Source organism: Virgibacillus sp. JSM 102003, from assembly GCF_041949995.1.
Lineage (GTDB): Bacteria > Bacillota > Bacilli > Bacillales > Amphibacillaceae > Lentibacillus.
Window position 1 is genome coordinate 156,699 of sequence record NZ_JBHFQH010000009.1, and the last position, 24,894, is coordinate 181,592.

Below are 24,894 nucleotides of genomic sequence, written 5' to 3' on the forward strand. Positions count from 1 at the left end.
CTGAACGTTACTGAGGATTACTGAACGTCACTGAGTCCACTGAGTGTTACTCACGGTTCCTTACGCTGTTTGGGCAATAGAAAAAAGACTGTTAGTGTACTAGTACTAGGAAAAATTGGGAGGATTTAAAATGAATAACAACAAGCAATCGCCAAAAAAAAGAATAATTGACGTTGATATCCATGAAAGTGTCCTGTACAAAGACCTGTTCAAGTATTTAGACAATCCTTACAGAAGGTATATTGAGGATGCTAATTGGATTCAAGAGAAACATTTACCTTATACACAACCCTCTGTGGCAGGTGTGAATCGTGCTGACGCGAAAACACCAGATGGCGGAATAGCAGGTTCAGATCTACCCTTCATGCAGGAACAACTGCTTGATGACATTGGTCATGAGTATGGTATTCTGACCGGTGCTCTTGATCCTTCACCGTCATCGATGCACGGATGGTATGAGATGGCGACAGCACTAGCTTCTGCCTATAATGACTGGCAAATAGAGAATTGGTTAGAAAAAGACGATCGCTTGTATGGTTCTGTACACATTAACGCTGAAGACCCAAGTGGCGCTGTTCGTGAAATAGAAAGAGTTGGGTCACATCCAAAAATGGTTCAATTATTGCTTCCTATTGATGATAAGATGTGGGGCGATCCCTATTTCCATCCCATATACGAAGCTTGCGAAAAACACAATTTGATGATCGGCATGCATCACAATGAGCCACCCATTTATTATGGTAAATGGCCAAGGTACTTTATAGAATGGCACAGTCTTCTGCCAACAACACACATGATGATGGTCACAAATATGATTTTCAATGGTGTTTTCGAGAAGTTCCCAAATCTTAAACTTATGATGATTGAAGGCGGGTTTACTTTTGTTCCTCACTTAATGTGGAAACTTGATCAGCAGTATACTGACCTTCGTCACGAAGTACCATGGATTAAAAGAAAGCCCAGCGACATCATGAAAGAACATATTCGGTTTTGCACCCAGCCATCAGAAGAATTAAGTAAAAAGGATTTCCTATCCGTTATTGATCAGATGGGTTCAGAAGAAATGATCTGCTTTGCAACGGATTACCCGCATTGGGATTTTGACTCGCCGCATCGCGCACTACCGAGCCTTGACCCTAATCTCAAGAAAAAATTATTTTCTGAAAACGCCAGAGCATTCTATCCAAAATTAAAATAGATGGAGGGATTTTAAATGAAGGAACAAACTGTCTGTCACATTGATGATATGCAACCGGGGGAACTTAGAGAGTCTGTACTTGGACGAATCGCTATCGTAGTTTGTAAGACTCTAGATGGAGAATTTTACGCATTTACAAATAACTGTATTCATCAAGGAGGCCCTTTAGCAAAAGGTAAACTTTGTGGTGCTCCCCAATCTGATAACCCAGGCGAATATTCATTTTGCCAGGACGGAGAAATTCTACGATGTCCTTGGCATGGACGCGAGTTTGACGTAAAGAATGATGGCCGTATGCTAGCTAATCCAGAACGTAAACTGCCAAGCTTTCCGGTCAAAATAGAAAATGATTATGTAATCGTATATAAATAATTGGAGTGATTTTTGTGCATCAAGGACAACACGTCCATGACACGACAATTATCGGAGGAGGTCCCGCTGGATTATTTGCGACTTTCTATGGAGGTATGCGTGGAATGGATATTCACTTACTTGAAAGTCTGCCAGATCTGGGTGGACAGCTAACTGCATTGTATCCTGAAAAGTACATTTATGACGTTGCTGGCTTTCCAAATGTAAAAGCCAAGACACTAGTTAAACAGCTTGAGGAACAAGCATTAGCATTTAACCCCGATATATCCTTAGATACAGCTGTCACACATGTTGAGAAATTGGAGGATAAATTATTCCAAATAACAACAACAAAGGATGTTTATTTTTCAAGAACAGTAATAATCACAGGCGGAGTTGGTGCTTTCCAGCCAAATCGTCTGCCAATTGCAAATGCTACAGAATACGAAGGTGCACATTTGCATTACAGTGTTAATGATATCGAAACATTTCGGAATAAAAGAGTTCTGATTTCAGGCGGAGGAGATTCAGCTGTTGATTGGGCATTAACGTTACAGTCTGTTGCCCGCGATGTCACATTAGTACACCGTCGTGATAAGTTTCGTGCCCATGAACAAAGTGTAGAACAATTACAAACATCGAATATTACCTTATTAACTCCTTATGTGATTAGCTCTCTATCAGGTGAAAATAAAGAACTGAAACAAGTAACAATTGCGGATAAAAATGGAACAGCGGTAAAAACCTTGGAGATTGATTCACTTATTGTCAATCATGGCTTCAAGTCAAATCTCGGACCTATCCAGGACTGGGGAATAGAATTACAGAAGAAATCCATCATTGTCAATTCAAAAATGGAAACGAATATTGACGGTATTTATGCTGCTGGTGATATTACTACCCACGAAGGCAAGGTAAACTTGATTGCATTAGGTTTCGGTGAAGGGCCAATAGCTATTAATCATGCAAAGTCATATATTGATCCCAAATCACGTGTTCAACCCAAGCATAGTACCAGCCTGTTTTGACAGCAAACCAATAATTTACAATGACAGGAGATTTTTTCAATGTTTATTAAAAAGATGTTTATAAACGGAGAATGGATTCAGCCACACAGTGACCAAACCCGTGATATTATCAATCCCTTTAATCAGGTTGTCATCGCCACTGCTGCTGAAGGTGATAAGGAAAGCACTCAAAAGGCTGTCAAAGCTGCTAGAATTGCTTTTGATAACGGGGATTGGCGGAACACTTCTGCCACAGATCGCGGAAGGCTTATCTTTAAGGTGGCTTCTTTTATTGAACGTGATAAGGAAGAACTAGCTGAGCTAGAGACACTTGATACAGGGAAAACAATAGCAGAAAGTCGTGCAGATATGGATGATATTGCTGGAGTATTTCGTTACTATGCTGGGCTAGCTGACAAAGATGGTGGAGAAGTTATTGAATCACCTATTCCTAATTCCTCAAGCAAGGTCGTGCATGAACCAGTAGGTGTATGTGCACTAATTACTCCATGGAATTATCCATTACTGCAGGCTTCATGGAAGATAGCGCCTGCACTTGCAGCTGGTAATACGGTGGTATTGAAACCGAGCGAAATCACACCACTTACTACCCTAAAAGTTACTGAGTTAATCGAAGAGGCTGGAATACCAAACGGTGTCTTTAATTTAGTATTAGGAGCTGGAGATACGGTCGGTCAAGAGCTAGTTGATAACAAGAGGGTCGACCTCGTATCCTTTACTGGGGGTATTCACACAGGAAAAAGAATCATGAAAGCTGCAGCTAATTCCATAAAAAACATCGCTTTAGAGCTTGGTGGTAAAAATCCAAATATTGTTTTTGCCGATGCTGACTTGGAAACTGCGTTGGATCAGGCACTTAACGCAGCTTACTTTCATGCTGGTCAGGTGTGTTCCGCTGGTTCCCGATTGATCGTAGAGGATAAAATTCATGATTCCTTTGTGTCTCAGTTAGCTCATCGTGTTAAAAAAATTAAGCTTGGCAATGGATTTGATGAAACGACACAATCCGGGCCAATGATTTCAGCCGATCATCGGGAAAAAGTGGAAAGCCTTGTAGCATTTGGGAAACAAGAGGGTGCAAATTTAATAGCTGGTGGAGAACGCCCTGATTCCCCAGAGTTACAGAACGGCTTCTTTTATAAGCCAACAATTTTCACAGATTGTACAACAGATATGAAAATCGTCCAGGAAGAGATATTTGGGCCAGTACTCACAGTCGAACGTTTCACAACCAAAGATGAAGCAATCCAATTAGCTAACGACTCCATCTATGGATTAGCAGGCGCTGTCTGGACAGAAGATATGCTTAAAGCAAATCATGTGGCCGCTGAACTCCGCATGGGCACCGTATGGATTAACGATTTTCATCCATATTTTGCCCAAGCACCTTGGGGTGGCTACAAACAATCAGGAATCGGCCGAGAATTAGGAAAACCTGGGCTTGAAGAATATACAGAAGTTAAACATATTTTCCTAAACACTAAGCCCGAGCCGATAAATTGGTTTAAATAGTTCTTTATTTTATTAACCGACAATTTAAAGGCTGCCACAGAAAGTCATATCAGAATCCTTCCTGTTCTCTGTGGCAGTCATTTTTATTTGTGTCATTTTTACATAATAATGTAAGGTATTCATCACCGTAAAAAGTTAAAGCCCGATTGTTATCGTAACAGTAGTTTTATTAAGCTTTGTGACAAGTATATATGGGACGATAATAAGCGCAAGTGGTAGCTTTATATTTATACCTGTTTTTTAAGGCTTTATGGTATTTCTCCAAAAAGCTGCTAGGCAAGTCAATAAACGGACAAAGGTTTTTGTATAGCTAGCTTGATTACGGTTACTTTCATAATGTTCAGGAGGGAAGTTTTGGTGCCAGTTATGAGATTATTTGATTTATTTAGGATACTTAACTTCTAATTTTACGCTTATCTTTAACTCACCGTAAAACACGTTTACTTTAGCCAGCAAAAATAACTACCCTCTATCCTGCTAGGCTTATGGGGGGTTACTTTTTTTGGTCTGACAGAACCGCAACAATTAATGACCCAAAGGTGATCATGAGTACAAGCGTTTCGAATACTGTCACCTGGCACCACCCCCTTTCACTTATAAGTCAGGGTAGTGAATCGCCATTTATGAAACCTTTATTGTGTATATTTTGTGGATGTTTTATCATTAATTTATCAATTTCACTCGATATACTCCCTCTAAAGTTATATTTTTATTTCAATTAATCCGATCGCGATTTAAAATACCCTTTCCTCTACCTTGCCATTTATATATTCTGCAATTCAAAGTCTGTTAAGTTTTATTAGCCTCCCATAATGTTTTTGATACTTACTTGTTAATATTATTATATATAATGATATGGGCAGACCTGCTTGTCCTATTACATTTATTTTAGAAAACTTGACTTTTCGCCAAGCCTTAATTGCGATTATGAGTAAAAATGATTTTACTCTCTTATCTGCAAAAAAAAATAAGCGACAAAACTCCTTATTCTTCCAAGTAAATACATTGGCTTAACGGCGGCGATCCTAGCACAATCCAAATCTTGATAAACAACTCCAACCGCGGCTGGGACACGTTGTTAAATATTTTACTTATATTTGGAGGTTGCATGTCCAGTTGTTCAGCCACATCTTTTATATAGATGTTTTTATTTTTAGCTATTTCTTTAAACCTGTTCTTTACTTTTGGCTGTACATTGTTTTTTATGAATGGATTAACCTTATTAAAATGTTGTATTTGTTCTACTTTATCGAGAATACAACCTACAACAAACTCCTCCGTTGTATAATTGTCATTTCTATTTTTGTCTCTGTGGCGATTTATTAAATTCTCCAGTTCTGTAATTTCACTTATTTGTTTATATGTATCATCATTTAATTCAATAGTAATTTTTTTCACGTATAAATCACCTCGCTTTTGGACAATGTATAATTGAAAGGATGATAATAAATGATTAAAAACAATGATAAAGAAGATGTTATAGAAATAATTCATGAGACATTTGATAAAGGTAGAAATGGGTAACAAAAATTTAAAGAATTGTGGAGTTAAGGGAATTTACCTTCTGTTTAAAAGTTAAACTGAGGTATAGTTCCTTAACTCCTTTCTGTTTTAATGTAAACTCCTTATAAGAATATATTCAATTTCTTCTCGAAAATTCCTTTGTGGTTTATGTACCGAAGATCCTGATTACAGCTTGTACCACTTTAACGATTTAGTATTAATGCGTATTAACCAAGTAGAACTGCATCCTTACTTCAGCCAGGAGGAAGTGCACAGTGGCATAAAGGCTTGGCATTGTAACCGAATCGCGGATAAGCACAATAGTAGATGACAGAAACTTCTTTCTTCAAGCATTCTTTACAAAGTCAAATTTAATCTTATAATCTTCATCCAGTTTTAAGGCTGTACTAAACGTTTTCTTTCCCTTAAATCCTTTTAGAACTTTCGTCCGCTTCATCTCACACAACGTTTTAATCATATTCTTCGTTAACGTTTTTCCGGCTAACTTTTTCGGAAAGGTTACTTTGCACCCTTCTTTGTATGCAGAGCACCCATAAAATTTGTATCGGTCCATAATAGAGCCTGTAGAACAGGAAGGACATTGAGCGATTGGATCATTCCACTTATTTTTCTCCCCAGTGCTTCGAACGTTAACGTTTTGAATCGAATCGGGGGTTTCTTGAATTAACGTTTCAATAAACTGACTTGTCTGTTTAATAAACACTTGTTTCGATCCTTCACCGCTGCCTATTTTCTTTAAATATGATTCCCATTTTGCGGTCATAGAGGGACTTGATAATAGCGTTCCTTCAATTGCCTCACAAAGCATAATTCCTTTATTTGTGATAGACACGTTGTTTCTTTTCACTTCAATATATTTCTGTGCTTTTATTGTTTCAATAATACTTGAACGAGTGGCTTCTGTTCCCAAACCTTCAACTTCCTTTAAAATTTCCACATCTTCCTCATCATCCATGAGCTTTCCACATGTTTTCATCATATTGATCAGCTGACCTTCTGTGTACGGCTTCGGCGGCTGCGTCATACTTTCCTTAATATGAAGTCGCGCGCCTACCTGCTCACCGTTTTGGACATACGGAAGATTTGCTTCCTTCTCCTGTTTTGCTTTAGACGGCTTTGGAAATAGCTCTTTCCAGCCGCTTTTCACTTCTCTTTTGCCTGTAGATTTAAAGGGTAAGTCATGAACATTTGTAAAAATCGTAGTCTCTTCATACACGTAGTCCGCATGGAACATCGCGAGAGTCGTGGCCAAAATTTCATTATAAATATTACGTTCTTCATAGCTTAGTCCAGTCAGCTTCTTTTGAGAGGGGACTGATTTTGTGGGAATGATCGCATAGTGTTCCTTAACTTTGCTACCGTTGACATACCGTTTATTGGGTTTTAGGGACGCAGGTGTGAACGAGATTTTCAACACCTCCTGATACGAATTCAAGTTATCCACTAAATAAGAAAACTCATGTTCAGTTATAAAGTTACAGTCTGTTCGTGGATAGGTGACAAGGCGCTTTTCATAGAGTTTTTGCAACGTCTTGAGGACTTGTGACGGTGTATATTTCCAACGTCTGTTGGCTACGCTTTGCAGGGTGGAAAGTGAATGCAGTTTAGGTGACTTTTGATGTTTTGTCTTTTTGTCTGTATTTTGGACAATTCCTACTAAATCTTGCTCTTCTTTAAGCCCATGTTTATCCAAAAGTGCCTGTACCTTATTCTTATCCTTTTCCTTAATCTCAGCCCAGCCTTGATATGTACCTCTTTCAGATTGAAAAGACCCCCCAATCTGGTAAAAGGGTTCGGATTGAAAGTTTTCAATTTGCTTGTGCCTTTGATAAATTAAATAAACTGTGGGTGACTGCACGCGTCCAATCGATAAATAGCTTGGGAAACCTTTTTTCTGCAAAAGTAAAGTAAACAAGCGACTAGCATTGATGCCAACCATCCAATCGCTGATTTGACGGGCTTTAGCTTCATCAAACAACCGTAAATCCTTTTTGTTAGTTTGTAAATTCTTAAATCCTTTACGTACTTCATCTTTCTCGAGAGAATTAATCCACAAACGTCGAATAACCTTTTCTTTTACACCTGTTAAGCGGAGGATACTGTAAAAGATATTCGACCCTTCCCGATCAACATCTGCCGCGTTTACTAGCACATCCGCCTGCTGGAACAACCTCTTGACAGCTTGAAACTGCTCCCATTTTCCTTTAGAGACCTTCTCATGGAATCTATCTGGTACGATTGGCAGTTGATCAATCCTCCACTTTTTCCACTCGGATTTATAATCATGGGGTTCTTTTAATTCAACCAGATGGCCGACTCCCCACGTGATCGTCGCACCTTCCGGGAATGTATCATCTGGCTTTAATTGAATGTATGTTTTCGTTTTTTCTAAAATCGTAAAGGCCTCTGCATATGCTTTTGCCTGAGAGGGTTTTTCCGCCAAAATTACCACTTTTGTCATGGTCTCTCCACTTCCTTCATTTACGAACGTACGTTTGCATTTATTATACCCCGTTCAAATAATTAAATCAATGGTATACGCAAAAGTATTTAAAATTGTTAAAATAATCTCATGCAACTCTTTCAGATACTTGAAGTGTTACATAAACCGTTTGTTCATGTGACACTCCGTATCTATCTCACTTTTAAAAGCGATGGCGTGAAAACCTGTGAGGGGGAACCAGCAGACCCTGTTATCGGTTACCTGCTTCCTTTTAGTACTAATTTTGTGACCGCTTCGACGTGCACCGTCTGGGGAAACATGTCCACCGGCTGTATACCATCAACCTCATAACCGTTCTTCACCAAGTACTTTAAATCCCTTGCCTGCGTCACCGGATTACAGGACACATACACTACCCGCTTCGGCTTCAGCTTCACCACGCTGGATAAGAACGCTTCATCACTCCCACTTCGCGGCGGATCCATTATTACCACATCAGCTTTCTCACCACGCGCTGCCATCTTCACCATGAACTCCCCGGCATCACCCTGATAGAATCGGGCATTTTTTACGCCATTCCGCTTTGAATTATGGATAGCATCACGAACCGCATCTTTATTCGACTCCACACCAATGACCTTTCCAGCTTTCTTACTGGCAATCAGACCAATAGTGCCGATGCCGCAATACGCATCCACCACAGTTTCCTTTCCAGTTAACTCAGCCATTTCAATGGCCTTTGCATACAACTTTTCCGTCTGGACCGGATTAATCTGATAGAAGGATTTCGCCGAGATATCGAACTTTAGTCCGCAGAGGGTATCTGTTATGGTCCCCTTGCCAAATAATACTTTTTCTTGCTTGCCCAGAACCATGCTGGTGTCCCGGTTATTGACGTTCAGCAGGATAGTCGTAATTTCTGGATGTTTTTTTCTTAGTGCTTTCACAAAATTATTACTGCCCTTGAACATAGGTGAAGCAGCTACCAGCACTACCATGATCTCCCCACTTTTCTTTCCAACCCTCACCAATACGTGTCGCAAAAATCCCTTCCCAGTATCTTCGTTGTAAGGCTGCATTTTAAAGGACTTCATCATCCCTTTGATGGTTTGAATAATCTCATCCGCTTTTTGATCATGGATGATGGACCTTTCCATTGGTATTATCTGATGCGTATTTTCAGCGTATAGCCCACATATAATCTGCTTTTTTTTATTTAAACCGAATGTCATAACATTTTTGTTACGGTAGTAAAACGGAACCTCCATGGTTGTGATTGGCTCTGGTTTTCCGAAAGGCTTCATTATTTCATCTATGATTTTCTGTTTAAAACGTTTTTGAGCATGTTCATTCATGTGATATAGGTGGCATCCCACGCCCTCGTTTGGAGATGAATGCGACAGGTTGACACGGTCTTCTGAAGGTTTAATCACCCGCTTCAGCTCTGTATCGAAAAAGTGCCCTTTCTTAGAAATGTTCACCTCAGCCGTTTCACCAGGCAACAGACCAGCTACCTCAAGTTGTTTGCCTTCCCACTTTACAATTCCCTTGCCGCCGTCAGTCAGTCCTGTACAGGCCACTTCTGCGGTTACTGTCTTTTGACTGCGCTGCCGGTCATTATTTGCTGTACGCTTGCCTTTGGATTTTCCACCAGTTTGACTTCTCTGCGCTGCGTGCTGCTTCCCGTATTGTTTTTCAGATTTATTGTGCTTTTTTCCTTTTTTTTTATATTCGCTATTCTTTTTTTTAGTCATAGGCACTTCCCATCTTTCCTTCTTCTTTGAGTCCTCATTATATAATAATCAGAGCCAGCAAGTAAAACGAACTATCGTAAAAATCGCCTTGATCACTCTCAACACAAAAATTTTACAGATATCTAACAAGAGAGATTAAAAAAGAGGCTTCTCAAAAGTTAGTTTTAACTTAAGAAAAGCCTCTTATTATATTTACAATGTTAGCATTTTACTTACATCTTACACTAAAGTTATCAAAAGGGATGGGGCAGCTTACATCATGCCCGGCATTCCGCCACCCATGCCGCCCATGTCTGGCATGCCGCCACCGGCACCGCCATCTTCTTCTGGGTGGTCTGCTACTACTGCTTCAGTTGTTAGGAACATTGCTGCAACAGATGCTGCGTTTTGCAGTGCTGAGCGGGTAACTTTTGTAGGATCAACAATTCCTGCTTCAACCATGTTTACCCATTCGCCATTAGCTGCGTTATAGCCAATGCCTACTTTTTCACCTTTTAGGCGCTCTACAATGATAGAACCTTCAAGACCTGCATTGTGTGCAATCTGACGAACTGGTTCTTCCAATGCACGAAGCACAATACTTGCACCAGTAGCTTCGTCATCACCTTTAAGTGATAGTCCGCCTACCTTGCTAAGTACGTTAACAAAGGCAGTTCCACCACCTGCAACAATACCTTCTTCAACTGCTGCACGTGTTGAGTTCAATGCATCTTCAATGCGAAGTTTACGTTCTTTTAATTCAGTTTCTGTTGCAGCTCCAACTTTGATAACCGCAACGCCGCCTGCTAGCTTAGCAAGACGTTCTTGTAGTTTTTCTTTATCAAATTCAGAAGTAGTTTCTTCAGCTTGTGCACGGATTTGTGCTACACGAGCAGAGATTGCTTCAGGGTTTCCTGCACCTTCGACCATTGTCGTATTGTCTTTTGTAACAACAATTTTAGATGCGCGACCTAGTTGTTCCATTGTTGTACTTTTCAGATCAAGTCCAAGATCTTCCGTAATTACTTCAGCGCCAGTTAATGTAGCGATATCTTCTAGCATTGCTTTACGACGATCACCAAATCCTGGAGCTTTAACAGCTACAGCATTAAATGTTCCGCGAAGCTTATTCACAACTAAAGTTGCAAGTGCTTCCCCTTCAACATCTTCAGCGATCATTAGAAGTGGCTTGCCTTGCTGTACTACTTGTTCTAGTACTGGCAATACCTCTTGAATATTACCAATCTTCTTATCTGTAATTAAAATGTATGGATCTTCAAGTACTGCTTCCATTTTATCTTGGTCTGTAACCATGTATGGAGAAGCATACCCACGATCGAATTGCATACCTTCAACTACTTCTAATTCGGTATTAAAACCTTTTGATTCTTCAATAGTAATGACCCCATCATTTCCGACTCGTTCCATCGCTTCTGAAATTAGGCCACCAACTTCTTCATCACCTGAAGATACAGATGCAACCTGTGCAATTGACTCTTTGCTTTCAATTGGCTCTGAGATTGTTTTCAGTTCGCCTACAGCTGCTTCTACAGCTTTTTCAATCCCACGACGAACACCTACAGGATTAGCTCCAGATGTAACGTTTTTCAACCCTTCACGAATCATAGATTGTGCCAATACAGTTGCAGTAGTTGTACCGTCACCAGCGACATCATTTGTTTTTGATGCTACTTCTGATACAAGCTGTGCACCCATGTTTTCAAAATGATCTTCTAGTTCAATTTCTTTGGCAATTGTAACACCATCATTTGTAATTAATGGTGATCCGTATTTTTTATCTAAAACAACATTACGACCTTTTGGCCCCAATGTTACTTTTACAGCATTTGCTAATGTATCCACGCCATTGAGCATTGCACGGCGAGCGTCTTCACTAAACTTGATTTCTTTAGCCATAGAAAATATCCTCCTTAAAATCTTATGATATATCTTTCTGACATTTTAATTTAGCTTACAACAGCTAGAATGTCATTTTCGCGTAGAATTAAGTATTCTGTGCCTGAGTATTTCACTTCTGTTCCAGCAAACTTTGAGAAAACGATACGATCTCCTTCACTTACCTCAAGAGCAACTCTTTCTCCATTGTCTGTAACACGGCCAGAACCAACCGCCACAACATTACCTTCTTGTGGTTTTTCTTTTGCAGAGTCTGGAAGGACAATACCGCTTGCTGTCTTTTCCTCTTGCTCAACAAGCTCGATTACTACACGATCTCCTAGTGGTTTAATCATGTACACAACCTCCTTAATTCCTTTTCGTATTTTTATAATTTATTAGCACTCGAATATAGCGAGTGCTAATTCCAATTATTATAATAAATAAATCCGTTGAAAAATGCAAGTATTCTCTTTTAAATTTTTTCAACTTTATCATTGTATGTCCATCTAAACCATTCTATTATAACGTGTACTGATATTATGATAAAATATTTATAGAGTTTTTCTTTTTAATAGAGATATTAACCAAAGCATACACTATATTAATTATGAATGCTAAAGGGGTCGTTATACTTTGACGAAACGTTATTGGTATGTGATTTTAACATATTTAATTATGCAATTTTCAGGATTGCTGTTTGTACCAATCCTGCTTTTAACATTACCGATAGATCGGCAGGATGCAGTTATCTATTGGACAATATTCAGCTTTATTATTGCTCTCTTAATTGTTTTAAAATTAATGAAGCCAGATATGAAAATGGCACAATCCAGAAACAAGGCATCAATTGGAAGGGTTATTCTGTGGTCGTTTGCTGGTATATTTATGGCTTATTTTGCCCAAGCCATCGCAGTAACAATTGAAACAAATGTATTTAATATCGAACAAGGTTCCGAAAATACGGAGATGATTATGGATATTACGCGGTCAGCACCGATATTTATGATTATTCCAGCAATCATTGCCCCTATATTGGAAGAACTTATTTTTCGTAAAATAATCTTCGGAGCGATATATAGCCGTACAAACTTTTTTATTGCTGCTTCACTCTCCGCGCTTATTTTCGGAATCATCCATGGTGAACCACAGCACATTCTGATATATGCATCGATGGGATTTGTTTTTGCTTTTCTATATGTCAAAACGGAACGAATTATTGTACCTATAATTGTTCATATGGCCTTAAACTCTATTTCTGTAATCGTACAATTTTCATTGGATCCTGAAGATATTGAAAAAATGCAGAAGCAACTTGAACAAATGCAGATGATTTTAATTGGAGGCTAATACAGATATGAAAATCTCACCAAAAGCTATGTTTTTTATTTATTTCCTGCTGGGGATACTTTTCACTTATATGGCCGTACAAAGTACAGGGGAGTCCGGCTGGAGCTTTATAACGATTCTTCTCGCAGTGTTTGCGACACTTGATTTCGGTGTCGGCATTCGAATGCTAGTCATCCATTTTAAGTTAAAGCAAAAAGATTAGAAAACTAGGCATTCGCCGAGCACTTAGGCGAATACCTTTAGTTGCACTTATGCAGTAAAAAAGTACTCTTGTATGAAAGCACCTCTCTAACTTGAGATTAGGGGGAGAAAACAATCACATTTCATGATCCTGTTTTTAACACCTGAATTAACATTGAAAATAGAAATTTTTATCCGACAAACAATCGAAGTGAATCCTCGTTCCGCTATTTGGCAGAAAATGGGCTCTCGGAAGCTTGAAACGGATCCTCGTTCCGCTAAAAGCAGAAAATCAGCCAAATTTGAGGTAGAAACGACAAATAGCGGAATGAGGATCCGAACCCAAGCTTAAAACAGGGATTTTGAAGGAAATAACGGAATGAGGATCCGCCAAACAGTCGAAGCGGATCCTCATTCCGTTAAAAATGGGGTCGGCGCGAAATGTTAAACTGAATCCCCTTATGCTATGCCTTACTTCTTTTTAATTTATTCAGTTCTTCGGTTCCTTTCATGACAAATGAAGCTGGAACCATTAAGAGAATGAATACTCCGGCGATTATGAATGCCTCGTTTAATGCTTGTAATGTAGCCTGTTGTGTTTCCATTTCCTGAGTAAACAGTTGTGCCCGCCGTACCTCATAATAAATTGAGAAAAAGACGATTCCGAACGATGAAAATATTTGCCGAATCACATTATTCATTGCTGATCCTTGTGCAACCTGATGGTCGGGTATCGTGTTCATTCCGGCTGTGGTTGCCGGCATATTACACATACCAAGTCCTGCACCACGGGCAGCGTTCAAAATCAAGATAAACCAAAATGATGTAGACAACGTATTAAATCCTAGCGCAAGTGTGAATCCTCCAAGAATAACAAGACCAATTGGAATTACGTATTTTGGGCCTTTTTTATCCAATATTCTTCCACCTAAAGTCATAAACACGCCACTTAATAAAGCAGCAGGCAGAAATAATAAACCTGTCTGAATTTCTCCTAAACCGTAAACTTCCTGAATCAATAGCGGCAACAGGAATATCCCTGAAAATAACCCAATGGATGCAGTGGCCGTCACAGCAATTGAAATAGTATATGTTGGTATCTTAAAAATCGATAAATCAAGCAGTGGTTGATCTTGTTTATTCTCATACTTCACAAAAATAACAATAAGAATAAGCCCTGTAATAATTAAGCCAATGCTTAATGGTGAGAGCAACAACTCCAAGGTCGAACCCCTCCCCAATGCGTACAGAATTGAGCCAACTCCACTTGTGATTAACAGGAATCCAGGCAGGTCAAATTTAAGATCCTGATTCTTTTCAGTTGGTGCTAGGTACTTAGTCGAAAATATTACTCCTAAAACAGCAAATGGCAGATTAAATAGAAAAAGAAATTGCCATGCAAGAAACTCGATAACGACTCCGCCAACGGTTGGTCCAATTGCAGGTGCTACCATTGCTGCAACACCATAAATACCAACGGCGAGACCTCGTTCATTTTTGGGAAATGCGTTAAAGATTAGTGCCATCGCTATTGGCATCATTAGGCCACCAGCAGTACCCTGAATAGCTCTTGATACAATCATCATACCTAAATCAGACGATAAAGCCCCTGATATCGAGCCAATCATAAATATGATTAGCCCTATTATGTAAATACGCTTTTTCCCGAAACGGTCACCCAAGTAACCTGTTAGTGGCATTGTCATTCCCATCGATACCATGAAAATCGTCAGCAGCCAACTAACCGCTACAGCATCAACTTCAAATAATCGCATAAAGGTTGGCAACGTTGGGTTTAGCATGCTGTTATTTAAAATTACGGTAAACGTTCCAAACAATACTGACATTACTACAAGCCATTTAGAATCTATCCTTCGCATTGCAAATTGCCTCCAGTAACTGAAGTTAATGGACCTGAATTTTAATTCTAATCCAATGGATAATGTTTTAAGAAGTAGACTAACGATTGTAATTCTACTGCTAAATCAATATGATGAACACGAATTTTCTCAGGAACCGTAATTCTTGCAGGAGTAAAATTAAGTATCCCGGAAACGCCATGATCAACAAGTCTGTTTGTAATGGTTTGTGCTTCATTCGCTGGTACAGTTAAAATTGCCACACTTACCCCTTTCATGTTCTCCTCCAGGTCTTCAATATGGTATATCGGCACTCCGCCAATATCTGTTCCAATCTTTTCAGCATTGGTATCAAAAGCCTTTACTATTTTTGTATTATTATTTTTCATAAAATTATAATGTAAAAAAGCAGTCCCGAGATTTCCTACACCAATAAGTGCGACTTCAGTAACCTCATCCTGGTCCAATGTCTTTCGGAAAAATCCAAGCAAATATTCGACATTATAGCCATACCCTTTTTTCCCCAATGCACCAAAATAGGAAAAGTCTCTTCTGATCGTAGCAGAGTCTACCTTTACTGCCTCACTCAGTTCTTTTGATGATACGCGTTTTTTCCCTTGGTGATTTAAATTATTCAAAAACCTGTAATACAATGGCAGCCGCTTAGCCGTCGCCTGTGGAATTTGATTTCGCTCCATCATTACTCCCCCTGATCTTCACGATAGTAATCTCCTGACTTACCGCCTTTTTTCGACAGTACATATGTTGGACCGATTACCATCCCTTTATCAATTGCTTTACACATATCATATATCGTAAGTGCCGTAGCAGAAGCAGCTGTTAATGCTTCCATTTCAACACCTGTACTTCCTTTGGTTTTGACGAATGCCTGTATCTGCAGGACATATGTATCGTTATCAGTCTCCCAATCAAACGAAATATCAATTCCTTTTAATTGTAAGGGATGGCACATCGGTATCCAGTCAGATGTTTTTTTGGCAGCCATTATTCCGGCAACTTGAGCAACCGACAGCACGTCTCCCTTGTTTATCTTGTTCGTGGTTATCTTTTGATAAATTTCCTTGGTTACTTGAACGCTTGAAATAGCAGTTGCTGTCCGTTCGGTTTCACTTTTTTCACTAATATCAACCATTTTTGCTCTGCCTTGTTCATTAAAATGAGTAAAATCCGCCATCTTCTCAACTCCAAGCTAAGTCTTATTAAGACCCATTCTATCAGAAAAAAACAGATACGTCGTGATTTATTTCACAATATGATTGCTCAGTCAATTCATTATACGATACACTTGTATAGGATGAGGTGAACGAAATGATTATTATGCAAATGAATGGTCTGTCCAAATCATTTGGAGCAGATGAAATTCTATCAAATATAAAGATTGAAATAAAAGATAAAGATCGTATAGCGATTGTTGGCAGAAATGGTGCAGGCAAATCAACATTATTAAAAATAATGGCTGGTGAACTTTCTCATGATGAAGGTGAATTGTTTAAACCAAAAGACCTGACTACAGGCTATCTGTCACAGCACACTGGACTTGAATCTGACAAGACCATCTGGAATGAAATGGTAGAAGTCTTTGAACACTTGCTTATTAAGGAGCAAGAACTTCGCAGTCTGGAAAAAGAAATGGAACGATCTGCAACGCTTTCTGATGCAAACTATGAACAGCTTCTGCTTGATTATGACAAAAAACAACAGGCGTTTGATGATGAAGGCGGGTACCGGTATGAGGCGGATATCAAAGCAGTACTAACGGGCTTAAATTTTCACGACTTCGATTACCATACACCAATAAATGAGCTTAGTGGCGGCCAGAAAACACGCCTTGCTCTAGGAAAACTATTGTTAAAAAAACCAGCACTTTTAATTTTGGATGAACCTACAAACCATCTCGATATTGAAACCTTGGCGTGGCTGGAGAACTATTTAGTTAACTATCCTGGTGCAGTAACAATCGTTTCACACGATAGATACTTTCTTGATAAAACTGTATCAATAGTTTACGAAGTTTCCCGTCACAAAACGAAGAAATACTATGGCAGCTACAGTAAATTTCTAGAACAAAAGGCGTTGGACTATGAGCAGGAACTAAAGGAATTCGAAAAGCAGCAGACTGAGATAAAAAAAACAGAAGAATTTATTCAAAAAAATATTGTTCGTGCATCCACAACAAAACGAGCTCAGAGCAGACGTAAGCAGCTGGCAAAAATGGAAAAGCTGGAAAAACCAAAGGGAGACGAATCATCCGCATCCTTCTCATTTCAAATTAACCGAAGAAGTGGTAATGATGTGTTAAAGATTGATAATTTATCCTTTCAATATGAGGAAACTCCAGTATTTTCAAATGTAAAAATACATGTTAACAGGGGCGAACGAATTGCCCTGGTAGGTCCTAATGGTGTTGGAAAAACAACATTATTAAAAACAATCCTTGGACAACTGGAGCCTGCAAGCGGATCGATTCATATTGGTACAAATGTACAGATTGGCTATTATGATCAGGAACAGCAAACATTATCATCATCTAAGACTGTTCTGGACGAGTTATGGGATGATTATCCAGCTGTAGATGAAAAAGACATCCGTACTGTCCTGGGTAACTTTTTATTTTCTGGTGATGATGTTCTGCAGTCTGTCCATTCACTAAGTGGAGGCGAAAAAGCGCGATTATCGCTAGCAAAGCTAATGATGCAACAAGCAAACTTCCTTGTACTCGACGAGCCCACCAACCATTTGGATATTGATAGTAAAGAAGTGCTTGAAGCAGCATTGATGGAATTTCCAGGAACAATCATTTTTGTATCACACGACCGTTATTTCATCAATAAAATTACCGATCAGGTTGTTGAAATGCAACAAGATGGAGCTACTGTTTATTTAGGTGATTATGACTATTATATTGAGAAAAAACAGGAAGAAGCTGAAATTGAGAAGCTGCAGCAGACAACAGAAGTTGTGCATACCCAGGATCAGCGGAAAAACAAATTTAAAGAGGAAAAGATGATTCGCAGTGAGGAGCGCAAACGACAGCGCCGTATTGATGAATTAGAATCATTAATTGAAAACCTTGAGACAGAGTTGGCCACAATTGAACAACAAATGACCGAACCGGAAGTATTTCAGGATCATGAAAAATCGTTAGAGCTAACGAAACAAACCAGTAAGCTTAAACAGGAAATCGAGCAATTTATGGAAGAATGGACAGCATTACAAGAGGAAACCACATGACAGATCTTTACGGGTTTACTTGATAGGCTTGTTAGGTGAAATAGCTATAGTGCACCTGACTTCACAACTAAGGCTTAGAGAATTAAATTCTCTAAGCCTTTCTTTTTGACATTTTAAGAAGGACGTGGCTGCCGCGTCAGCAGTTACCACTACTATGAAGAATCAGATCTGATAGTTTCGGCATTTCTACCACTTTATTATTCATTACAGCAACTCTATGATAGAACTTAACGGAACGAGGATCCGCTTCGATTTGCGGCGGATCCTCGTTCCGTTATTTGTTACAAAAACCGCGTTTGGAGCATGGTTCCGGATCCTCGTTCCGCTATTTGCCATTTTCACCTCAAATTTGGCTGATTTTATGCTAATAACGGAATGAGGATCCGTCTCAGCCCTCCGTGAGCACCTTTTCTGCTATTTAGCGGAATGAGGATCCGCTTAGAATGTTTAGTGCATCCTCATTTCGAGTAGTTATGATAGGCCTGCTTTTATTTAAAAAGGTAATCCTGTTGGACAGAATATTCCACAGCCACCCTATAGACAAGACCTAGTCCTATCATTGTCGCCAATACAGAGCTTCCGCCATAACTAATAAGTAATAAAGGAATTCCAGTTATTGGCATAATCCCTATTGTCATGCCGATATTCTGAAATGCATGTATCAGTAATATGCTCATATATCCCAAGCATAAGTAGGCGCCAAACGGAGAATGCTGAGCACTGCTTAAACCAAGCGTTACAAGCTTGTATAATAAAAGAAAGTAGAGTAGAACAACTATCGCGGTGCCAAGGAATCCAAAGCTTTCTCCAATTACTGAAAATATAAAATCTGTGTGATTATCAGGAGTTCCCACTTGCAAACTACTTAATCCTTTACCGAATAACTGACCTGAGCCGAGCGCACGAATTGACCGATCAAATTGAAAGGTGTCATTTGTAGTTTCCTGGGAGGGATCAAGCCAGCTGGTAACACGTTTCACCTGATATTCTTCAAGTCCTATTAACTCCTGAGACATTTCAGGAAATTTAACAGTTAACCCTACCGTCCCGCCAATCATTATAGTAAATGCTAAAATTAAGCCAATAATTATTTTCCAATCGATACCTGACAATAGAACCATCATACAAGCTATGAATATATAAACCATTGATGTACCAAAATCCGGTTGATTCATGATTAAAATTACTGGAATTGCTGTTATTAAAGCAATCTTTAAAAAAAGTAAACTATCACTTTTTATAGAACTTATTTCATACTTCTGCTTATGCCTGCTAATGGCAGCTGCGAGAAGAATTACTGTTGTAATCTTCGTGAATTCGGCTGGCTGCATCGACATTCCCGGCAAGGTAAACCAGCTTTTTTGACCTTTTATAATTGGTGCTATGCTTTCCGGACTCATCAACAAGCCAATTAAAACAAGAACACCCACGATGTAAATAAAAATACTAGCTTTATATAGTTGATCCAAATCAAAAAATTGAATAACCGCTGCCATTAAAATACCAGCAGTAAACCATGTGAGTTGCTTCAGGACAAAGGTTTCACCATCATACTGTGGTAATTGTTGGGCATTATAAATGGATATTAAGCTGACACAAATGAACAGTGTAAGTAATATAATAAAATCACTTTGTATGTAATAGGATTGTTTATTCGACATTTAGTCTCCACCAAATTTCTTTCCTTAAATATTGATCAAACGTTTGATTAATTAATTAGAAGTTATTAAGATAATCCACAAACTTATACACAAATAAATAGCGAATACACTCGTTTCCGAACAAAGTTATACACAAAATCCACAGTTATCCACTGGTTTATCCACAATTTATATCCACATCAAAAACATAATGCAATCTTGCTTTCGCAAAAAATATCCACAGTCCTGTGGGTAAAAACTTATGCAGATACACACGTTCAGCTAAACCGATAACAATATTTATTTTAAAACAAGTGAAGGGTTTGCATTCAAATCCCAATCAGACCGATTCCCTTGTTCAAACGCAATATATCCTGCTGCTGCAATCATCGCAGCGTTGTCTGTGCATAATTTTAATGGCGGAATTAATAAAGGTATATTCGTTCCTTTGAATTTTTCATTTAACGATTTACGCAACCCGTTATTAGCTGCAACACCTCCCGCAACAATAACTTGCTTTACTTTATAGGTATTAGCTGCTTTTAACGTTTTCGTCGACAACACGTCCACAACACTCGCCTGAAAGCTTGCAGCAATATCCTCTTTTTTCAATTCATCACCGCGTTGCCTTGCGTTGTGGATCGTGTTAATTACGGATGATTTTAATCCGCTAAAACTAAAATCAAAGCTGTCTGCTTCAAGCCAAGCACGTGGAAAAGCGATATTTTCCTCTCCAGATGCAGCTAACATGTCAACATGGGGGCCACCCGGATATGGCAATTCAAGCATTCGTGCAACCTTATCATACGCTTCTCCTGCCGCGTCATCACGCGTTTCTCCAATAAGCTCATACTGCCCATGTTCTTTCATTAAAACAAGCTCAGTATGCCCACCAGAAACGATTAGAGCTAATAGTGGAAACTGAAACTCCTGTTCATAACGATTAGCATAAATATGTCCTGCAATATGATGAACTCCTACTAAAGGCTTTTGTTTGGCAAATGCAAGTGCCTTGGCTGCATTCACACCAATAAGTAAGGCACCAACTAAGCCCGGCCCTTCTGTCACAGCAATTGCGTCAATTTGATCCCAGGTAACTTTTGCTTCATTAAATGCTTCTTCCAAAACAATTGTAATTTGTTCTACATGATGCCGAGAAGCTATTTCTGGTACAACTCCTCCAAATCGTTTATGGCTTTCAATCTGTGAAGCGACAACATTGGAAATAATCTCTCTACCATCTTTGACGATTGCAACAGCAGTTTCGTCACAACTTGTTTCAATTCCAACAATATAATTTTCATTTTTCATGATAAATTCACCCACATCACAATAGCATCTTCCTGATTATCTGTATAATAATTTTTGCGAACTCCTCCAGGAACCAATCCAAACTTCCGATACATTCGCTGTGCCACCTTATTAGACATTCGGACCTCCAATGATAGCCGCTTTGTTCCCATTCGTATCGCCTGTTTAATGGTATATAAAAACAACTTTTCTCCTAATTTATATCCTCGATACTCAGGCGTTACAGCAATATTTGTAATCTGTGCATCATCAATAACAAGCCACATTCCTGCATAACCAACAACTTGTTCGTCTACTTCCATAACATAATAGTGTGCATGCTGATTGTCACTCACTTCCTGAAGAAATATATCTTTTGGCCATGGTGAATCAAATGTTGCTCGTTCAACTTCCATAACAAGATCAATATCCGCTGACTTCATTTCCCGAATAACTACTTCAGCCATTTTTTTGCTCTTCCTTTTGTGCACTGATCCACTTGGCTTCGGCTTCTGCCAAACGTAAATAATTCGGTATCAATGTATGGGTTACATCTGGCCCTTGATTTAGACCAATTAACGCCAAATGTCCGGGATCAGCCATATGATCGTGGCTATTCGGTATAACAGCTCGCTCCCCCATATATTTTTGAATCGTTTCTTGATGAAGCTCTATATCCGGACTTAAAAATACCACTTCTTTATTTTTCGTTGGTAATTCCTGCAGCCAATTCTCCATAAGCGTATTTTTTTCCTCATCCACTAACTCAAGTTCACTATTGTTCCAGCGATACAGCCCTGTAAAAACTAAACCTCGTCTAGCGTCGAAAAAGGGACATACATATGAATTAAAAAATCTGCCTTGGTATGCAAGAACTTTGAGACTCGAGACTCCGACTACCGGAATATCCAATGCCCACGCCATTGATTTGGCTGTTGCAAGGCCGATCCGTACACCTGTATATGAACCAGGACCCTTTGCAACTACAATTTTATCTAGCTGGTCTGGCGTGATATTCACATCACGCATTAATTGATCTATTGCAGGCATTAACCTTACCGAATGATTCCTTTTTATATTTGTAACAACCTTACCTACTAGCTGATTATCATTAAGTAAGGCAACACCCAATACTTGGTTTGAGGTATCCATTGCAAGTATATTCATTCAAGTAACTCCTTATAGTTAACCGAGCAATTCGGCTGTAATCCATTCAAAATGTGTACCCACAGCAGTAAATTCCAACAAACGGGAACGATCATCAATGTAAGAAATCTTTATGTTCAAACGCTCCTCCGGTAAAAACTCCTCGATAAAGTGTGCCCACTCTACTATTGAAATTCCGTTACCGTTAAAGTATTCGTCAAATCCAATATCTTCATCTGTGTTCTCCAAACGATATACATCCATATGATAGAGAGGAAGTTCTCCCTCATACTCTTTTACAATCGTATATGTAGGACTATTTACGTTTTGTTTAATACCTAGACCGTTAGCAATTCCTTTTGTAAAAGTTGTCTTCCCAGTTCCAAGGTCACCCTCTAATGTAACAACATCACCGGGTTTCAAAAATAATGCTAACTTCTCAGCTATCTTTCCTGTTTCTTCAACAGAATTTGCCTTTAATTGATACTCGATCATTCTTTTCACCTACTCCATGTGGGTATAACCCTTTTTTTCCAATAGTTTCTTTTTATTATAATGATTAACTCCAAAAACGTTGTGTTCATTACTTTTACTGAAATCGACATAACCAACTTCTTTAAGTGGTGTATGCGTTTTTTCAGCAATAGCCTTTAGGTATTCCCATTCAGCTCTCGAAACCGTACCTACAAGTTCAAAATCTTCTCCACCAAACAACATCCACTCACGCTGAAGTTCTGGAGGGAATTGGTTATAAGAATTACTTATTGGCAGTTTTTCTTCATATATAGTTATACTTACTTTCGATGCTTCAGAAATTTCATTCACCTCATTAGCAATTCCATCACTAATATCATTCAATGCAACCCTTGATAAACTTTCCAGCTCTTTAGCAAATGCTACTCTTGGTTCAGGCATACGGTGTTTAGCATAATAGTATTCCTTCTCCCTAAAACTACCCGGGTTATTAAGTATGTAAAACCCTGCTTGAGAATCACCCAATGTCCCCGTCACGAACAAAATATCATCTGGCTTTGCAGAACTACGATATCTGGCCTTCCCTTTATTCACAAAGCCTATTACAGTTATAGAAATCGACATCTCTTTCCCCGAAACAGTGTCACCACCTATTAGATCCATCTCATGTACGGATGCGAGGTGCCTCATCCCCTTGTACAGTTGAATCAATTCTTCATCAGACCAGTTATTCGGGATTACAACTGATACAAGATAAAATGCTGGTGTTGATCCCATTGCTGCTAAGTCACTAATGTTTGCAGCAAGTGACCTATACCCAATATGGAATGGATCCATTGTTCCTCTTGAGAAATGTACCTCCTCAACGAATGTATCTACAGCTGTTACAGTATCTTGCGATGTATTACGAAAAACTGCTGCATCATCTCCAACACCTTTTATAACTGAAGATTGCTTATAAGTCTGTTGTTTAATCGAATTTATAAAAGAAAACTCATCCATAGCTTACCACCACTTCTCATTGTTAGCTATGTTAATGATAGCAAAAAGAGATGAAAAGAAAAAGAAATCGTTAGTTATGACTATTATTGGAGCTATTTTATCCTGTCAATGAACAAAAGCCCAGTTTCATCTGCACTAGGGCGTCCTGTACGACGGAGCTGGACGTCACTGATTCTGATGTCCAATTATCCACAGCACTTAAATTTTATAATTTCCTATATAATTAAAAAGCCGCTTCCAAGTTGCAGGGAAACGGCAGTACGGACATATTAACTATTTTTATTATCAATAATTCTGAGTTTCTATATAAAAATAAAAAAACATGTTTCCATTGGAAATCATGATTTAGAAATGATGGCGGTCCGGACGGGACTCGAACCCGCGACCTCCTGCGTGACAGGCAGGCATTCTAACCAACTGAACTACCGGACCAAGATATGTTTGTGAGATAACTTAATGTTAATAACTTATTCAACGTAGACAGTTGAAGTAAATTGGTTGCGGGGGCAAGATTTGAACTTGCGACCTTTGGGTTATGAGCCCAACGAGCTACCAGACTGCTCCACCCCGCGATATGAGATAATATTAACTTTTTCTAAACTTCCAGAATAAATCTGAAAGGCCTGGCGGCGTCCTACTCTTGCAGGGGCAAAGCCCCAACTACCATCGGCGCTGGAGAGCTTAACTACTGTGTTCGGCATGGAAAACAGGTGTGTCCTCTCCGCTAATGCTACCAGACCTAAAGAAAATTATACATCAGAAAGTCTTTATCTTAATTTAGAAGACAAAATATATTATATGCATTTTCTAAAAAAAATGCAAGGGTTTTTTGTAATTTTATACCCTAAAAACTAAATAAGAGCTTCACATCAACGTTCCATCAGTATTAATTAGTTAAGTCCTCGATCTATTAGTATCCGTCAGCTCCACGTGTCACCACGCTTCCACCTCGGACCTATCAACCTCATCGTCTCTGAGGGATCTTACTCACTCGAAGTGATGGGAAGTCTCATCTT

At 39.0% G+C, this 24,894-nt stretch carries 22 protein-coding genes, 2 tRNA genes and 2 rRNA genes; 7 read left to right on the forward strand and 19 right to left on the reverse strand.

The features are described 5' to 3' along the window. Positions 1-130: 130 nt before the first annotated feature. The 4 genes from ACE1TG_RS11795 to betB are packed head-to-tail and all read left to right on the forward strand — an operon-like array spanning position 131 to position 4,089. On the forward strand, positions 131-1,198 hold the full coding sequence (locus ACE1TG_RS11795) for an amidohydrolase family protein (protein ID WP_375052589.1): 1,068 nt from the start codon (positions 131-133) through the stop codon (positions 1,196-1,198). 15 nt (positions 1,199-1,213) lie between these two features. Beyond that, complete coding sequence (locus ACE1TG_RS11800) at positions 1,214-1,570, forward strand: Rieske (2Fe-2S) protein (RefSeq protein WP_375052590.1); 357 nt, start codon at positions 1,214-1,216, stop codon at positions 1,568-1,570. A 14-nt stretch (positions 1,571-1,584) separates the two neighbouring features. Next, positions 1,585-2,577: an NAD(P)/FAD-dependent oxidoreductase gene (locus tag ACE1TG_RS11805; RefSeq protein WP_375052591.1), complete on the forward strand. Its 993-nt coding sequence runs from the start codon at positions 1,585-1,587 to the stop codon at positions 2,575-2,577. Between the two features lie 39 nt (positions 2,578-2,616). Continuing rightward, a complete protein-coding gene (gene betB, locus ACE1TG_RS11810) occupies positions 2,617-4,089 on the forward strand; it encodes a betaine-aldehyde dehydrogenase (RefSeq protein WP_375052592.1) in 1,473 nt (490 codons plus the stop codon). Between the two features lie 493 nt (positions 4,090-4,582). Here betB and ACE1TG_RS11815 read toward each other — a convergent pair whose 3' ends face one another. From ACE1TG_RS11815 to groES, 6 genes are all read right to left on the reverse strand, one after another. After that, complete coding sequence (locus ACE1TG_RS11815; RefSeq protein ID WP_368073030.1) at positions 4,583-4,663, reverse strand: putative holin-like toxin; 81 nt, start codon at positions 4,661-4,663, stop codon at positions 4,583-4,585. 410 nt (positions 4,664-5,073) lie between these two features. Next, on the reverse strand, positions 5,074-5,487 hold the full coding sequence (locus ACE1TG_RS11820) for a helix-turn-helix domain-containing protein (RefSeq protein ID WP_375052593.1): 414 nt from the start codon (positions 5,485-5,487) through the stop codon (positions 5,074-5,076). Between the two features lie 451 nt (positions 5,488-5,938). Further along, positions 5,939-8,074 carry a type IA DNA topoisomerase gene (locus ACE1TG_RS11825; protein WP_375052594.1) on the reverse strand — a complete coding sequence of 712 codons (2,136 nt, stop codon included), beginning with the start codon at positions 8,072-8,074 and terminating at the stop codon, positions 5,939-5,941. 239 nt (positions 8,075-8,313) lie between these two features. After that, positions 8,314-9,810 carry a 23S rRNA (uracil(1939)-C(5))-methyltransferase RlmD gene (rlmD, locus tag ACE1TG_RS11830; RefSeq protein ID WP_375052595.1) on the reverse strand — a complete coding sequence of 499 codons (1,497 nt, stop codon included), beginning with the start codon at positions 9,808-9,810 and terminating at the stop codon, positions 8,314-8,316. Positions 9,811-10,062: 252 nt separating this feature from the next. Continuing rightward, positions 10,063-11,706 carry a chaperonin GroEL gene (groL, locus tag ACE1TG_RS11835; RefSeq protein WP_375052596.1) on the reverse strand — a complete coding sequence of 548 codons (1,644 nt, stop codon included), beginning with the start codon at positions 11,704-11,706 and terminating at the stop codon, positions 10,063-10,065. A gap of 50 nt (positions 11,707-11,756) precedes the next feature. Further along, positions 11,757-12,041, reverse strand: a complete 285-nt coding sequence (gene groES, locus ACE1TG_RS11840; protein WP_375052597.1) for a co-chaperone GroES — start codon at positions 12,039-12,041, stop codon at positions 11,757-11,759. 280 nt (positions 12,042-12,321) lie between these two features. Here groES and ACE1TG_RS11845 point away from each other — a divergent pair, with 280 nt between their 5' ends. After that, on the forward strand, positions 12,322-13,035 hold the full coding sequence (locus ACE1TG_RS11845) for a CPBP family intramembrane glutamic endopeptidase (protein WP_375052598.1): 714 nt from the start codon (positions 12,322-12,324) through the stop codon (positions 13,033-13,035). Positions 13,036-13,042: 7 nt separating this feature from the next. Next, on the forward strand, positions 13,043-13,237 hold the full coding sequence (locus tag ACE1TG_RS11850) for a YdiK family protein (protein WP_375052599.1): 195 nt from the start codon (positions 13,043-13,045) through the stop codon (positions 13,235-13,237). A gap of 442 nt (positions 13,238-13,679) precedes the next feature. Here ACE1TG_RS11850 and ACE1TG_RS11855 read toward each other — a convergent pair whose 3' ends face one another. The 3 genes from ACE1TG_RS11855 to moaC are packed head-to-tail and all read right to left on the reverse strand — an operon-like array spanning position 13,680 to position 16,269. Then, a complete protein-coding gene (locus ACE1TG_RS11855) occupies positions 13,680-15,095 on the reverse strand; it encodes an MDR family MFS transporter (protein WP_375052600.1) in 1,416 nt (471 codons plus the stop codon). Positions 15,096-15,142: 47 nt separating this feature from the next. After that, on the reverse strand, positions 15,143-15,772 hold the full coding sequence (locus ACE1TG_RS11860) for a redox-sensing transcriptional repressor Rex (protein WP_375052618.1): 630 nt from the start codon (positions 15,770-15,772) through the stop codon (positions 15,143-15,145). Between the two features lie 2 nt (positions 15,773-15,774). Beyond that, complete coding sequence (gene moaC / locus ACE1TG_RS11865) at positions 15,775-16,269, reverse strand: cyclic pyranopterin monophosphate synthase MoaC (protein ID WP_375052601.1); 495 nt, start codon at positions 16,267-16,269, stop codon at positions 15,775-15,777. A 134-nt stretch (positions 16,270-16,403) separates the two neighbouring features. Between moaC and ACE1TG_RS11870 the strand changes: the two genes are divergently transcribed. Next, entirely contained in the window at positions 16,404-18,326 is a 1,923-nt protein-coding gene (locus tag ACE1TG_RS11870) for an ABC-F family ATP-binding cassette domain-containing protein (protein ID WP_375052602.1), read from the forward strand. Positions 18,327-18,814: 488 nt separating this feature from the next. Here the strand turns inward: ACE1TG_RS11870 and ACE1TG_RS11875 are convergent, their stop codons facing one another. The 10 genes from ACE1TG_RS11875 to ACE1TG_RS11920 form a co-directional block, all read right to left on the reverse strand. Further along, positions 18,815-19,987 (reverse strand): FtsW/RodA/SpoVE family cell cycle protein, encoded by a 1,173-nt coding sequence (locus tag ACE1TG_RS11875; protein WP_375052603.1) that lies wholly within the window; start codon positions 19,985-19,987, stop codon positions 18,815-18,817. Positions 19,988-20,266: 279 nt separating this feature from the next. Next, positions 20,267-21,277 carry a tRNA (adenosine(37)-N6)-threonylcarbamoyltransferase complex transferase subunit TsaD gene (gene tsaD, locus ACE1TG_RS11880; protein WP_375052604.1) on the reverse strand — a complete coding sequence of 337 codons (1,011 nt, stop codon included), beginning with the start codon at positions 21,275-21,277 and terminating at the stop codon, positions 20,267-20,269. Then, positions 21,274-21,723, reverse strand: a complete 450-nt coding sequence (gene rimI / locus ACE1TG_RS11885) for a ribosomal protein S18-alanine N-acetyltransferase (RefSeq protein ID WP_375052605.1) — start codon at positions 21,721-21,723, stop codon at positions 21,274-21,276. The genes tsaD and rimI overlap by 4 nt, the downstream gene beginning before the upstream one ends. After that, positions 21,716-22,423: a tRNA (adenosine(37)-N6)-threonylcarbamoyltransferase complex dimerization subunit type 1 TsaB gene (gene tsaB, locus ACE1TG_RS11890; RefSeq protein ID WP_375052606.1), complete on the reverse strand. Its 708-nt coding sequence runs from the start codon at positions 22,421-22,423 to the stop codon at positions 21,716-21,718. The genes rimI and tsaB overlap by 8 nt, the downstream gene beginning before the upstream one ends. A gap of 18 nt (positions 22,424-22,441) precedes the next feature. Beyond that, entirely contained in the window at positions 22,442-22,897 is a 456-nt protein-coding gene (gene tsaE, locus ACE1TG_RS11895; RefSeq protein ID WP_375052607.1) for a tRNA (adenosine(37)-N6)-threonylcarbamoyltransferase complex ATPase subunit type 1 TsaE, read from the reverse strand. 9 nt (positions 22,898-22,906) lie between these two features. Beyond that, complete coding sequence (gene thiL, locus ACE1TG_RS11900; protein WP_375052608.1) at positions 22,907-23,878, reverse strand: thiamine-phosphate kinase; 972 nt, start codon at positions 23,876-23,878, stop codon at positions 22,907-22,909. Positions 23,879-24,233: 355 nt separating this feature from the next. After that, positions 24,234-24,310 (reverse strand) — tRNA-Asp (locus tag ACE1TG_RS11905). A 63-nt stretch (positions 24,311-24,373) separates the two neighbouring features. Next, positions 24,374-24,450: transfer RNA gene (locus ACE1TG_RS11910), tRNA-Met, on the reverse strand. A gap of 49 nt (positions 24,451-24,499) precedes the next feature. Further along, a 5S ribosomal RNA gene (gene rrf / locus ACE1TG_RS11915) occupies positions 24,500-24,616 on the reverse strand. Between the two features lie 152 nt (positions 24,617-24,768). After that, positions 24,769-24,894, reverse strand: a 23S ribosomal RNA gene (locus ACE1TG_RS11920); the annotation flags it as partial.

Bases quoted from the DNA above. Each gene is read 5' to 3' on its own strand.
- ACE1TG_RS11795 (WP_375052589.1), top strand. From the start codon at position 131: ATGAATAACAACAAGCAATCGCCAAAAAAAAGAATAATTGACGTTGAT.
- ACE1TG_RS11800 (WP_375052590.1), top strand. From the start codon at position 1,214: ATGAAGGAACAAACTGTCTGTCACATTGATGATATGCAACCGGGGGAA.
- betB (WP_375052592.1), top strand. From the start codon at position 2,617: ATGTTTATTAAAAAGATGTTTATAAACGGAGAATGGATTCAGCCACAC.
- ACE1TG_RS11825 (WP_375052594.1), bottom strand. From the start codon at position 8,074: ATGACAAAAGTGGTAATTTTGGCGGAAAAACCCTCTCAGGCAAAAGCA.
- rlmD (WP_375052595.1), bottom strand. From the start codon at position 9,810: ATGACTAAAAAAAAGAATAGCGAATATAAAAAAAAAGGAAAAAAGCAC.
- groL (WP_375052596.1), bottom strand. From the start codon at position 11,706: ATGGCTAAAGAAATCAAGTTTAGTGAAGACGCTCGCCGTGCAATGCTC.
- groES (WP_375052597.1), bottom strand. From the start codon at position 12,041: ATGATTAAACCACTAGGAGATCGTGTAGTAATCGAGCTTGTTGAGCAA.
- ACE1TG_RS11850 (WP_375052599.1), top strand. From the start codon at position 13,043: ATGAAAATCTCACCAAAAGCTATGTTTTTTATTTATTTCCTGCTGGGG.
- ACE1TG_RS11855 (WP_375052600.1), bottom strand. From the start codon at position 15,095: ATGCGAAGGATAGATTCTAAATGGCTTGTAGTAATGTCAGTATTGTTT.
- ACE1TG_RS11860 (WP_375052618.1), bottom strand. From the start codon at position 15,772: ATGGAGCGAAATCAAATTCCACAGGCGACGGCTAAGCGGCTGCCATTG.
- moaC (WP_375052601.1), bottom strand. From the start codon at position 16,269: ATGGCGGATTTTACTCATTTTAATGAACAAGGCAGAGCAAAAATGGTT.
- ACE1TG_RS11870 (WP_375052602.1), top strand. From the start codon at position 16,404: ATGATTATTATGCAAATGAATGGTCTGTCCAAATCATTTGGAGCAGAT.
- ACE1TG_RS11875 (WP_375052603.1), bottom strand. From the start codon at position 19,987: ATGTCGAATAAACAATCCTATTACATACAAAGTGATTTTATTATATTA.
- tsaD (WP_375052604.1), bottom strand. From the start codon at position 21,277: ATGAAAAATGAAAATTATATTGTTGGAATTGAAACAAGTTGTGACGAA.
- rimI (WP_375052605.1), bottom strand. From the start codon at position 21,723: ATGGCTGAAGTAGTTATTCGGGAAATGAAGTCAGCGGATATTGATCTT.
- tsaB (WP_375052606.1), bottom strand. From the start codon at position 22,423: ATGAATATACTTGCAATGGATACCTCAAACCAAGTATTGGGTGTTGCC.
- tsaE (WP_375052607.1), bottom strand. From the start codon at position 22,897: ATGATCGAGTATCAATTAAAGGCAAATTCTGTTGAAGAAACAGGAAAG.
- thiL (WP_375052608.1), bottom strand. From the start codon at position 23,878: ATGGATGAGTTTTCTTTTATAAATTCGATTAAACAACAGACTTATAAG.